At 39.1% G+C, this 12,343-nt stretch carries 11 protein-coding genes and 1 riboswitch; all 11 genes read right to left on the minus strand.

Going from position 1 to position 12,343, the window contains the following annotated elements; translation table 11 throughout:
- Nucleotides 1-940 (minus strand): undecaprenyldiphospho-muramoylpentapeptide beta-N-acetylglucosaminyltransferase (murG, locus tag LACDD01_RS05265; RefSeq protein WP_061413565.1); only part of this gene is annotated, 940 nt, incomplete at its 3' end.
- A gap of 1 nt (nucleotide 941) precedes the next feature.
- Nucleotides 942-2,303: a UDP-N-acetylmuramoyl-L-alanine--D-glutamate ligase gene (gene murD / locus LACDD01_RS05270; protein WP_061413567.1), complete on the minus strand. Its 1,362-nt coding sequence runs from the start codon at nucleotides 2,301-2,303 to the stop codon at nucleotides 942-944.
- Nucleotides 2,304-2,442: 139 nt separating this feature from the next.
- Nucleotides 2,443-3,180, minus strand: coding sequence for an amino acid ABC transporter ATP-binding protein (locus tag LACDD01_RS05275; RefSeq protein WP_019292074.1), 738 nt, complete (start codon nucleotides 3,178-3,180; stop codon nucleotides 2,443-2,445).
- Nucleotides 3,181-4,752 carry an ABC transporter permease subunit gene (locus LACDD01_RS05280; protein WP_061413569.1) on the minus strand — a complete coding sequence of 524 codons (1,572 nt, stop codon included), beginning with the start codon at nucleotides 4,750-4,752 and terminating at the stop codon, nucleotides 3,181-3,183.
- Nucleotides 4,753-4,840: 88 nt separating this feature from the next.
- Nucleotides 4,841-5,008: riboswitch (Lysine riboswitch) on the minus strand.
- A gap of 139 nt (nucleotides 5,009-5,147) precedes the next feature.
- Nucleotides 5,148-6,638, minus strand: a complete 1,491-nt coding sequence (locus LACDD01_RS05285) for a HAMP domain-containing histidine kinase (protein WP_061413571.1) — start codon at nucleotides 6,636-6,638, stop codon at nucleotides 5,148-5,150.
- 87 nt (nucleotides 6,639-6,725) lie between these two features.
- Nucleotides 6,726-7,421, minus strand: coding sequence for a response regulator transcription factor (locus LACDD01_RS05290; protein WP_019292077.1), 696 nt, complete (start codon nucleotides 7,419-7,421; stop codon nucleotides 6,726-6,728).
- A 101-nt stretch (nucleotides 7,422-7,522) separates the two neighbouring features.
- Entirely contained in the window at nucleotides 7,523-8,074 is a 552-nt protein-coding gene (locus LACDD01_RS05295; protein WP_061413573.1) for a YceD family protein, read from the minus strand.
- Between the two features lie 215 nt (nucleotides 8,075-8,289).
- Nucleotides 8,290-8,532, minus strand: coding sequence for a type B 50S ribosomal protein L31 (locus tag LACDD01_RS05300; protein ID WP_003135050.1), 243 nt, complete (start codon nucleotides 8,530-8,532; stop codon nucleotides 8,290-8,292).
- A gap of 111 nt (nucleotides 8,533-8,643) precedes the next feature.
- Nucleotides 8,644-10,548: a PTS fructose transporter subunit IIABC gene (locus LACDD01_RS05305; RefSeq protein WP_061413575.1), complete on the minus strand. Its 1,905-nt coding sequence runs from the start codon at nucleotides 10,546-10,548 to the stop codon at nucleotides 8,644-8,646.
- Nucleotides 10,549-10,562: 14 nt separating this feature from the next.
- A complete protein-coding gene (gene pfkB, locus LACDD01_RS05310; RefSeq protein WP_019292080.1) occupies nucleotides 10,563-11,489 on the minus strand; it encodes a 1-phosphofructokinase in 927 nt (308 codons plus the stop codon).
- Nucleotides 11,486-12,187, minus strand: a complete 702-nt coding sequence (locus tag LACDD01_RS05315; RefSeq protein WP_019293249.1) for a DeoR/GlpR family DNA-binding transcription regulator — start codon at nucleotides 12,185-12,187, stop codon at nucleotides 11,486-11,488. The genes pfkB and LACDD01_RS05315 overlap by 4 nt, the downstream gene beginning before the upstream one ends.
- Nucleotides 12,188-12,343: the final 156 nt, after the last annotated feature.

The raw sequence follows: 12,343 nt of genomic DNA on the forward strand, positions 1-12,343 counted from the left end.
CTTTAATCATCTTAGCAGCACCGATATCTACAAGAGCTTGAGCATTCTTTGTTTGATGGTCTGCTGTGACATTTGGACTAGGTACAAAAATCGTTGGCAAACCAAGTGCAGTAATTTCAGCAATCGTTGTCGCACCTGCTCGACATAATATTAAATCTGATGACGCAAGAACTTCGAGCATATTTGAAATATATGGACGAATCGCTATATTTGCAGCATCAGCATATTTTTCAAACTCTTCATGATCTTCATCAAAGTATATTTGTCCTGAGGCATAGACGATTTGGTAATCCGCTTCTGCAAACTTTGGTAAAGCAGCTTTTACCGCCTCGTTAATTGTTTGAGCGCCTCGTGACCCTCCAAAAATAACTACCGTTTTCTTACCTTTTTGAAGTTGATATTCTGTTTCCAGAATATCGGTAGCTTTTAAAGTTGCAACTTCCTGAGCACGTGGATTACCAGCAAAAACTGTTTTGGATTCTGGGAAGAAGGGCTTGGCTGCTTCAAAGGCGACCGCAACTTTGTCCACATATTTACTCAAGAACTTATTAGTAATCCCTGGAATTGAATTTTGTTCATGAACGATAGTCGGCACATTGAGCTTAGCTGCTGCGTAAAGTATCGGTCCAGCCACATAGCCTCCTGTTCCAATAACCACATCAGGTTTAAAATCCTTAACAATTTTCTTCGCATCTGATGTAGATTTCAGGAACTTGTAGATTGTCTTAAAGTTATTTAAAGAAAGGCTACGACGAAAACCTTGTACATCCACAGTTTTAAAGGGCACGCCTGCGGCAGGAACAATCTTACTCTCCAAGCCGCGTTCTGTACCTACATAGAGGATCTCTGAGTCTGGCTCAATAGTTTTCAGATGCTTTATAAAGGCCAGTGCAGGATAAATATGACCTCCCGTTCCGCCTCCAGTTACAATAATTTTCATACTATTTCCATTCACCTTTCAATTCTTCGAAAGCTTTAATAAACATATCCCCACGTTCTTCAAAGGTCTTGTACTGATCCCAGCTGGCACAAGCAGGACTAAGTAAAATAGTGTCCCCCTCTTCCGTCTTATTAAAGATTGCTTTAAGAGCTGTTGCGACATTTTCACTGTGGAGTGTTGGAATCTGCAAGCGATCTGCAAGATCTTGCAGCTTTGGTGCAGTCTCCCCAAAAAGAACCATACCTTTAATCCCTGTTACAGAATCCGCGAGGTCTTCAAAGCCATTTCCACGGTCTAGTCCGCCAGCTAAGAGCCATAAGCGACTATTTTCAAAACCTGACAAAGCTTTTTCTGTTGCCAGTATATTTGTGGCCTTGCTATCATTGTAGACTTTACGTCCTGCAAGTTCACCAAGATACTGCAAGCGATGTTTCACACCCGAAAAGCTTGTCAGCACTTCAATAATTGCATGATTTTTAGCACCCGAAAGCTTGGCAACAGCTATTGCTGCCAGAGCATTCTCTAAATTATGTTCCCCAGGCAAAGCTAGGTCATCTGCATCCATGATGAATTCATCACGAAAATAAAGTTTACCTTCCAGCGCATAAGCACCATCAACTTTATTTTCAGTTGCAAATGGCACAACTCGAGCTGCTGTGTGCTCTGCTAGAGCACGACATTTTTCCTGATTAAAGTTGAGAATAAGGTATTGCTCAGAAGTTAAGTTTTCTTGAATACGCCATTTGGCAGCTTCATAAGCTTCTTGAGAGCCATGATAATCTAAATGCGATGAAAAGATATTGGTAATGAGAGCGATTTGAGGCTTAAAATCTACAATTCCCATCAGTTGAAAACTTGAGAGTTCCATTACCAAAGTATCTTGAGCACTCGCATGGGCAGCTACTTCAGAAGCGGGAAAACCAATATTTCCTGCTAATTTTGCAGACTGACCATCCGCATTTAAAATATCTGCTATCAGCGTTGTTGTTGTTGTCTTACCATTGGTTCCAGTAATCCCAATAATTGGAGCTTCCGAAACAAGATAAGCAAGTTCAACTTCCGTAACAACTGGAATCTTTTTCTCCAATGCTTTCTTTATCATTGGGTTATCATAACGAATACCTGGATTTTTTACCATAAAATCAAAATCTTCGTCTAAAAGTTCAAGGGGATGGCTACCACAGATAACTTCAATGCCTTCTTCCAAGAGGGCTTGCGCGGCAGGGTTTTCTTCAAAAGCCTTTCCGTCATTTACAGTTACGTGTGCACCTAGAGTATGAAGCAAGCGGGCTGCAGCTTCTCCTGATTTTGCTAATCCGAGGATGAGTACTTTTTTTTCTTCAAAAGTTTTGATTTTTTTCATTGTTCCTATTCTTTCTACTTCCCTCTATTTTACCGCTATTTACCTATTTTTTCAATATAGAGTTTGTATTTGAAAGTTTTACTGTGAAAATAAGAGGTCTTTTGCAAAGAAAAAAAGAGCATAAGCTTGCTCTTTTTATTTAAGCTTTCAAGAAGCGTGAAAGGAAAGCGCGCGTCCGTTCTTCTTTCGGAGCTCCGAAGATTTCCGCTGGCCGTCCTTCTTCAGCAATAACCCCTTTATCCATGAAAATTACACGATCACTTACATCACGCGCGAATTCCATTTCATGTGTAACGATAACCATTGTTAATCCTGTTTCAGCCAGTCCTTTCATTGTCTGTAAGACTTCGCCTACCATTTCGGGATCAAGCGCTGAAGTCGGCTCGTCAAATAATATCACATCTGGATTCATAGAAATTGCACGAGCAATCGCCACACGTTGTTTTTGTCCGCCGGAGAGTTGTGCAGGTTTGGCATTAGCAAAGCTTGCCATGCCCACTTTTTCCAGATTCTCGAGCGCAATAGTCCGAGCTTCTTCTTGGCTTTTTTTCAATACTGTAACTTGCCCAGCCATAACATTTTCGATAACATTCATATTGTTAAACAAGTTGAAGCTTTGGAAAACCATGCCCAGATGCGTGCGATATTTAGGAATATCGAAGCCTTTTGCTAAAACATTTTCACCTTTATAAATTATTTCCCCACCAGATGGCTTCTCCAATAAATTGATTGAACGAAGTAATGTCGATTTACCACTTCCAGATGAACCAATAATCGAAATAACTTCGCCTTGATTTACCGTTAAGTGAATGTCTTTTAACACTTCATTACTGCCAAATGATTTTTTTAAATGATTGATTTCTAAGATTGCTGTCATTTAAGCGTCCCCCGGTTCTTGTACTTGCATTTGATTTTGGATTGGGACGTAAGCGTCTGGTCCATCCATTTTTCTTTCTACAAAGCGTAGAATACGTGTTACTGTAAATGTTAAGACAAAGTAAATTGCACAGATGACAGCAAAGGTTTGGAAATACATAAAGTTTTGTTGCGCCACTGTTGTCCCTTGGAAAAAGAGCTCAGTTACTGAAATTACAGATAAGACTGATGTATCTTTGATATTAATGACAAATTCATTTCCTGTTGCTGGAAGAATATTTCGCAAGACTTGTGGTAAAACAACCTTGCGCATAGTTTGCCCATGTGTCATTCCGATAGCTTGCGCGGCTTCAAATTGCCCTTGATCCACAGAGAAAATACCGCCACGTACAATCTCCGACATATAAGCACCTGTATTGATGGACACAATAATTAGCGCAGCTAAGGTCCGATCCAAACTCAAGCCAAAAGCTAGAGCTGTTCCATAGTAAAGCACCATTGCTTGAACAATCATTGGTGTACCACGGAAAATTTCAATATAAGCTGAAATAAGCCAGCCAAATACTTTATGTAAAAAGGCTAAAAATTTATTACTAATTTCTGGAATAGTACGATAAACACCAATAAGAAGACCTAAAACTGTACCAATAATCGTACCAATCAAAGAGATGAATAAGGTCATCCCTGTACCATTAAGAAACTGTTTGCCGTTATCTCTTACAATACTGATAATTTGATCATACCAAGCGCCTTGTGTTTTAGCTTCTGGTTGAGCAGCAATCATTTCATCCATCAGTTCTTTTTGGTCTTGAGGTGTAAAACCTGTCAAAAAGCTATTAATTACAGGTAAGTTGGGATCATTTTTACGTAAACCTACTGCGACTGTTGTATCATCAGAGTTTGTGACAAAACCTTTTCCTTCGCCAAATTCAATCATTTTGAAGTCTGGATTTGCTTTTTCTGCTGTCACTCCTTCGGGACGTTCAGCTACATAACCATCGATGGCTCCACTTTGTAAAGCCACACGCATGCTTGAAAAATCTTTCATTGCTGTTTGCTTGTTAGCACTTTCAATCTGGTCAATCATGTTATAGTGAAAAGTTCCCAGCTGAGCAGTGATTTTTGCACCAGAGAAGTCTGCTAAACTCGATGCTTGAGCAAAGGGACCGCCACTTTTGACCATCATTACAAGGTTAGATGTGTAATACGGTTCTGAAAAGGCGATTTGTTCTCTACGTTCCGCAGTTGGCGACATTCCTGCAATAATGCCATCGATTTTTCCGGATTTTAGAGCTGGCAGCAAGCCATCCCAACTTGATTTGACGATTACTAATTCTTTATTTAACTTATCAGCAAGTTTTTTTGCAACTTGTACATCGTAACCATTAGCCCATTGGCCATCTACACCATCAATAGGGACAGCACCGTTGCTATCATCATATTGTGTCCAGTTAAAAGGGGCATATGCAGCTTCCATTCCGACACGGAACTGTTCTGCACTCACTTTTGAACTACCGATAAATAATACCGTAAACAACGTCGCGACAAGTAAGAATAAGTTTGTTCTTCTCATAATACTCTCTCTTTCATTTTTCCAAATAAAAAGCAACCTTTACACAGAGAGGTTGCTAAACGTTGTACGTGATTCATATTATCAGTAAGTAACGAATAGCACTCCGCAAAACTGCGACAGTTCAGCAAGTATCCCTTGCTGCCCCAACAAACTCACTTGGACGAGTGAATTCATTTCGGCAATGTCTCCTCCGTTTTACTTCAACGCTTGTCCAGCTCAGTAAAACTTCCTATTCATTGCGACCTCTATCATTTTATTTGTATATTGTATTTTAAATCTTAACCTTTTTTTAAACGAATGTCAACAATTTTCTCGAATTATCAAAAAACTCAAGAAATAAGATTAAGATTAAAAGCCTAGCAAGTACTTTTAGATACTCAGTAGAATTTTTATATTTATTTAATCTTAGGAATTTTTAAAGTAAATTTCGATCCTTCGCCTACAATGGAAGTCACACTGACATCCCCGTCATAGTTTTCCACTATGCGTTGGATAATAGACAGACCAAGACCTGTTCCACCTATATCTCGATTTCGTGCTTTATCGGCACGGAAAAAGCGCTCAAAGACATGTTTTAAATCTTCTTGACTAATGCCATAGCCACGATCCTCAACTGTCGTAATAATGTATTTGTCATCTTCTTCTAGATGGATTTTCACTTCTTGGCGATCTTTAGGCGAGTATTTTATCGCATTATCAATCAAAATTTTTAAGCCTTGTTCATAATGGTTGGGATAAATATGAGCCAATCTACCCGGCGTCAAGTAATTTTCAACAGTTAAATTTAAATCAGGATGAATAAGGAGAAAGTTTTTCTTAAGAAAATTAGAAACTTCTGTTGGATCACAGATCAGATCTTCATCTTGAAAATCAATGCTTTCAAGACGGGCCAATGCAAGCATCTCCTCTAACATCGTTCTCATCGTGCTAACTTCTTCTATACTGGCCTGTAAAGACTCCTCAAGCACTTCCGGATCATTTTTCCCCCATCGATTCAAGAGATTCAAATGACCATCTAAAACTGCAAGTGGCGTACGTAGCTCGTGACTGACATCAGAAACAAAACGTTTCTGCTGATCAACGTAATCGTTAAGCTTAATCATCATGTCGTTATAAACAGTCGCCAGTTCTTCAATTTCATCGCCTGTTTGAATCACTACAGGTTTGAAATCCGCCTTCAAATTATTGGCACGTGTAGTAATCGCATCGTGCAAACGCTCTAGAGGCTTGATATAGCGACTTGCCATAAAATAACCGACAAACTGAGCAATAAAGAGAGCAATAATTTCTAAGATAATCAGGGCAATCAGTAGCTTTGTTCGCACGCTGTAATAATAACTCATATCATAGAAAGCCTGCACATAGCCAATCAGTTTCCCTGTTTTTTTAGAATGAACGGGTCGTTCAACCAAATAACCAGAATATTCACCAAATGTACGTACAGCATGAGTAGAATCCCCCACATCTTTCCTTAGCGGGAAACCATACGAATTGGTCGAATAAATCAAATTTTCACCGACATCAAAAACATAAAAAGACTTCCTAGAACCAATCATACTTCCAAGTGTTTCTAGCTCATTTTCTTTTCCCTGACTGGATGCTGTGTAGTCTTTGGCATAAGCCAAATAATTTGCAAGATTGTCTTCCGACAGTTTGCTTTCCGATTGGGATAAACTTTGCTCAACATTGTCCAGAGCTTTCATCATGTCCTCTTTTTCAGAATTGATGAAGGTTGTTATGGTCAGTTGATAAACCAATACTGTAAAAATAGTGAAGGTTATAAAACAAAAAATCGTATTTGCAAAGGCCCAACGTAGCATGATGCTTCGCTTACGCTCGGGCAGATTTTCTGCTTTTTTCTTCTTCGAATCAAAAAATTTTACCATGTCGCATTTTTCTATTTCTTTACATCGCCATAAAAGGAATAAATCTAGTGGCAAAACCACTAGAAATCTTCTTATATATTCCCTATATTATTTGCGGTCACGCATGACATATCCCATACCACGAACCGTTTGAATATAACTTTCGCGGCCTTCCACGTCAATTTTGTTACGCAAATAGCGGATATAAACGTCAACAACGTTTGTTTCTGTACCTTCTTCGTAACCCCATACTTCAGAAACCAAGTATTCGCGTGTTACGACGTCACCCACATTTTGCATCAGGGTCAAAAGCAAATCGTATTCACGACGTGTAAGGTCAATAACTTTTTTTCCGCGATGTACAGTGCGGTTTGTTTTATCAATTACCAAATCACGGAATGAAGTATTGTCTGATTTTTCAATCGTGTGGATATGGTCTTCACGACGGAAGAGTGAACGGACACGCGCTAACAATTCTTCAATTGCGAATGGTTTTGTAATATAGTCATCCGCTCCAATATCAAGACCTGCTACACGATCCATTGTTGAGTCACGTGCAGTCATCATAATAATATGTGTATCTTTTTCACGGCGTAAGCGTCGTGCAACTTCAAAGCCATCCAGCTCTGGGAGCATTAAGTCGAGCAAAATCAAATCATAATCTTTTGACATTGCTTCTTCAAGACCTTTACGACCATTGTCTTGAACCGCAGTTTGATATCCTTCGTGTTCAAGCTCAAGTGAAACAAATCTCGCAATGTTTTTATCGTCTTCGATAATCAAAATACGTTTAGATGAATTCATAGTTTAGCCTCATTAATATCTTTTCTTTTTAATTTTATTTCCTCTATAATGAAATTATAATATAATTGTAATTTTGTTGCAAGTGTTTTATGAGATTTTTCTTAATTTTTTTCTTCGGAAAAGAAATCTGCCAATCCTGCAAAAGGTGATTTATTTTCTTTATCTGCTTCTTCTTCTTTTTGTTTCTGATAGTCTGCTTCAGACAAGACAGACCAGTTCTTGCCAGAAGGTAAACTTGTAGCTCCAGCTTTCTCATCTTCTGCTAAAATTTGCAAGGGAATTTCTAAAAGAATATTATCAGCTACCGATTCTGATAGACTAATCCAATCTGCTTCCAATGTAAATATCATGTCACTGTCCAGTAAATCTTCATTCTTTTTAAGAAACTCATCTGTGGTGAAGGCTTCATTCACAGCGATTGACATAAGATACTCTACTGGCTTCAAGCTCCGTGATGATGGTAAAGTCAAATCCACTTCAAGTGTATAATCCAAGTAATAGATGCCATCGTCATAGGCGATTTGTCCTTGAACATTTACAGGTTTTGCATCAAGGATTTCTTCTGAGCGTTGCTTAAGTTCTTCCGTTAAATCAAGCGCTTCTTCGAATTTAATTATTTTCTTTTTTGATACTTCTAAAATAGACCATTTCATATTTTATTTTTCCTTTATCTTTATAGTGAGTTTAAAAGAAGGCATATTCACGCATGCCTTTAATTTTATATGTGTATACTATCTGTTTCTATTATATGATATTTTTTTAATTTTTATAGCCCAATGAACTAAAAGATGTTCAGAATTTGCTTACAGTTGGACTTGATTTACCATAGCAAATTTGAGCGATAATAAAAAAGCGCCGAAGCACTTTTTTATTTTCCATATTTCTTGTTGAAACGAGCGATACGTCCGTCCGCTGCTTGGAATTTTTGACGGCCAGTGTAGAATGGATGTGAGTCAGAAGAGATTTCCACACGAATCAATGGATAAGTGTTTCCGTCTTCCCATTCAACAGTTTCTTTCGAACCTTTAGTTGAACCGCTCAAGAATTTAAAACCAGTAGTTGTATCCAAGAACACAACAGGTTGGTAATTAGGATGGATGTCTTTTTTCATTTTGCAAAATTTCCTTTCTGCCTTGGACTGTTTGCCAGACCAAAGTTTGTTAGACCTTAATATTCTAACAGATTTGTTGCTGAAATTCAAGCTTTTTTGTTATTTAAAATACTATTTTTCTTTTTTCAAATAACCGAACATCAAACCAGAAACAAGAGCACCAATCAAAACAAAGAGAAGGTATAAAAGTGGGCCATTTGTTAGAGCTAAGACGAAGATACCGCCGTGTGGTGCCATCAATTTAAGACCTGCCGCACCAACGAGTCCACCTGCTAAGGCTGAACCAACAACAAATGAAGGAATAGCACGTGCTGGGTCAGCAGCACCAAATGGGATGGAACCTTCTGTAATAAATGAAAGTCCCATAACAATATTTGTTAAACCTGATTGACGTTCTTCTTTTGTAAATTTATTTTTGAAGAAGAGGACGGCAACTGTAGTTGCAAGAGGTGGAACCATACCACCAGCCATAACCGCTGCCATAACGACTGAGCCACCAGTAGCAACACTTGCGGCCAATGTTCCTGTACCGAAGATATAAGCAGCTTTGTTAATTGGTCCACCAAGGTCAACTGCCATCATACCACCAACGATAATACCAAGAACTAAAGCTGATGCTCCATTAAGGCTGTTCAAGAAGTTTGAAAGGCCTGTATTGATTGCTGCCATAGGAATATTGATGAAAAGCATGATCAATCCTGTGATGAATGTCCCTAAAAGTGGGAAAATCAAGATTGCTTTAATCCCATCTAACGATTTAGGCAAGACAGTCAAGAGCTTACGCAAGAGGATAATAACACCACCAGCAATGAAACCACCAACTAAAGCGCCAAGGAAACCTGATGGAATCATTGTAGCTGGATCAAGTTTGCCAAAGGCAAGACCAGAGGCAGCCATTGAACCCGCAACGAAACCTGCAACTAAACCAGGTTTATCTGCAATTGAGTTGGCGATAAAACCAGCTAGGACTGGAAGCATGAAAGCAAAGGCTGCGCCCCCGATATTTTTAAAGTAAGCCGCAATCGGATGATAAGAACCAAGGTTGGCCAATTGATCTTTAGGAACACCCATTGATTGGTCTATCAAGAAGGCAAGAGCAATCAAGATACCACCACCAACGACGAATGGTAACATTGCAGATACACCACCCATAAGGTGTTTGTAGAAGGCTTTACCAATACCGCCAGAGCTTTCTTCTTTTGCCTCATCAGCGGCATCAGCTTCAAATTTTGGTGCATTACCAGAAACTGCCTTATTAATGAGTTCTTCGGGTTGACGAATAGCGGCAGCGACAGGAACTTGCACCATCGGTTTCCCTGCAAAACGGTTCATTTCCACTTTCTTATCCGCTGCAACGATGATACCGTCAGCTTTTTGAATATCTTCAGCAGTCAGCTTGTGGTCAATCCCACGCGCCCCATTTGTTTCAACTTTGATGGCGATGCCCATTTCAGCAGCTTGTTTTTTAAGTGCTTCTTCAGCCATATAAGTATGTGCAATACCTGTCGTACATGCTGTTACGGCTAAAACATAATGCTCGCTATCAGTGACTTGCTCAATTTCTTCTGTATCTTCAGAGAAAAGCTCTAACACTTGACGCGGATATTTTGCTTCTTTTACTTTGTCTGTAAATCCAGCTTGCAAGAGGAACTTAGAAAGTTGTGCTAAGGCTTCCAAGTGTGTGTCATTTGCGCCTTCTGGTGCTGCAATCATAAAGAAAAGATTGACAGGTTGTCCGTCTAGGGCTGCATAATCCACACCTGCATTTGATTTTGCAAATAGGACAACAGCTTCATTGACAGCTTTATTCTTGCTGTGTGGCATGGCAATACCATCGCCCAAACCAGTTGAAGTTTGCGCTTCACGAGCCATAATTCCAGCTTTAAATGTATCAAAATCACTGACGTAACCTTCTGCGACTAACTTGTTTACCATTTCATCCACGGCAGCTTCCTTAGTCGTTGCTTGAAGGTCCAAAATCATGACTTCTGTTTTGAGTAAATCTTTGATTTCCATAATCTTCCTCTTTTCTAATCTTCGTTTATTTTTTCGATTGTTACTTTTTCAAAGCATTCTTTTAAGAAGCTTTCACTCGGCATGTCTTCTGAGAAAACCTTAGCTGTACCACAGGCAACACCTTGTTTAAAGGCTGCTAAAGTATCCTGACTTCGGCTCCACTCGGCCAGGAAACCTGCAACTGTTGAATCTCCTGCACCGATAGAGTTTTTCAACTCTCCTTTGATTGGAGCGGCAAAATAAGTTTCCTTACCTGTGAAGAGTAAAGCACCATCACCTGCCATAGAAATCATGACATTTTGTGCTCCTTCTGCCAAAAGTTTTTGACCATAAGGGATAATATCTTCTTTGGATTTAAACTTAACAGAATAGATTTCTTCCAACTCTTCACGATTAGGTTTGATGACGAGTGGCTCATATTTCAATGTTTTCAGCAACTTTTGTCCGTCAACATCAATAGCAAACTGTGCGCCTCTGGCTTTTACTTTCTCAATCAAAACTTCATAGAAGTCTTCCCCTAAAGCTTTAGGGATAGTACCAGCAAAAACGACAATGTCATCACTTTGTAGATCATCAAATTTACTTAGGAAGGCCTGAATTTCAGCATCTGATAAGTCTGGTCCAGCAGCATCAAAGGAGGTTTCCTCTTGCGCATTGACTTTGATTTTTGTATTAATACGTGTTGTTCCTGCAATTGGAGTAAAATCGGACTGACTTCCGATATTTTCAAGATAATCTTGAATGAATTTCCCAGGGAAGCCACCAAGAAAACCAAGAGCCGTATTTTCTACCTTTAAAAGGGACATCATGCGACTTTCAACAATCCCTTTACCACCAGGAAGCATACGCGTTTCTGTCGCTCGGTTGACTTGTCCAAGTTTAGCCTGATCAAAATCCATGAAATAATCTAATGCTGGATTTAGTGTTACTGTGTATATCATAATTTCTCCGTTATAAGTTTTATTTGGTCACTTTCTGCAAACTTAACAAAGCTTGTTTGACCGATTTTACTACTGTCCAGGAGGAGATAGCTTGTCCGGCTTTGACGAATGGCCTGTGTCTTAATCGCTGCTTCTTCACTGTCCGGTGTCATAGCCCCCAGTTCTTCATCAAAAGCATTGGCTCCGATAAATGCAAGATTAAAACGGTAAGTACTAAGTTGAGCGATGGCCGAACTGCCAATGATGGCATCAGTTTGACGTTTCACTCGACCACCAAGCAAATAAACAATGAGGTTTTCACTGGTTAATTTTGGTAAATGGCTAATCGAATTGGTCACGATAGTGACACGCTTGCCCGACTGATTAAGCAAATGGCAAAGTGGCGCAACTGTAGTTCCAGCATCCAAGTAAATAATGTCGCCTTCTTTTATCTTTTCAAAAGCTATAGCTGCGATTTTTTCTTTTTCTTGAACGTTTTTGGAAGATTTCTCAAAGATAGATAACTCTTCTGAAAGATCTTGTTGGAGTTCTGCGCCTCCATGAACACGACGTAAGGCGTTTTCTTCTTCAAGCTCATTGAGATCTCTCCTTAATGTCGAGACAGAAGCTTGAGTTATTGTTGAAAGTTCTTCTAAAGTCGCTGTTCTTTGCTCTTTGAGCAAGCTCATTATTTTTTCCTTGCGTTCTGTCGCGAGCATATGATCCTCCTCCTGAATTCGTTTACATTTATATTATACACCATTTTCTTTCAAAGTCAATCAAAAACTTCCAAAAAAACTACAAAAAAAAAGAAAGAAATTTATATAGATTTCCTTCATATACTATCCTTAAATAAAAAAAGAGCCAGGAATTAG

The organism is Lactococcus sp. DD01, assembly GCF_001578715.1.
GTDB classification, from domain to species: Bacteria; Bacillota; Bacilli; order Lactobacillales; family Streptococcaceae; genus Lactococcus; species Lactococcus petauri.

Coding starts and splice junctions, on each gene's coding strand:
- murD (WP_061413567.1), bottom strand. CDS start 2,303: ATGAAAAAAATCAAAACTTTTGAAGAAAAAAAAGTACTCATCCTCGGA.
- LACDD01_RS05275 (WP_019292074.1), bottom strand. CDS start 3,180: ATGACAGCAATCTTAGAAATCAATCATTTAAAAAAATCATTTGGCAGT.
- LACDD01_RS05280 (WP_061413569.1), bottom strand. CDS start 4,752: ATGAGAAGAACAAACTTATTCTTACTTGTCGCGACGTTGTTTACGGTA.
- LACDD01_RS05285 (WP_061413571.1), bottom strand. CDS start 6,638: ATGGTAAAATTTTTTGATTCGAAGAAGAAAAAAGCAGAAAATCTGCCC.
- LACDD01_RS05290 (WP_019292077.1), bottom strand. CDS start 7,421: ATGAATTCATCTAAACGTATTTTGATTATCGAAGACGATAAAAACATT.
- LACDD01_RS05295 (WP_061413573.1), bottom strand. CDS start 8,074: ATGAAATGGTCTATTTTAGAAGTATCAAAAAAGAAAATAATTAAATTC.
- LACDD01_RS05300 (WP_003135050.1), bottom strand. CDS start 8,532: ATGAAAAAAGACATCCATCCTAATTACCAACCTGTTGTGTTCTTGGAT.
- LACDD01_RS05305 (WP_061413575.1), bottom strand. CDS start 10,548: ATGGAAATCAAAGATTTACTCAAAACAGAAGTCATGATTTTGGACCTT.
- pfkB (WP_019292080.1), bottom strand. CDS start 11,489: ATGATATACACAGTAACACTAAATCCAGCATTAGATTATTTCATGGAT.
- LACDD01_RS05315 (WP_019293249.1), bottom strand. CDS start 12,187: ATGCTCGCGACAGAACGCAAGGAAAAAATAATGAGCTTGCTCAAAGAG.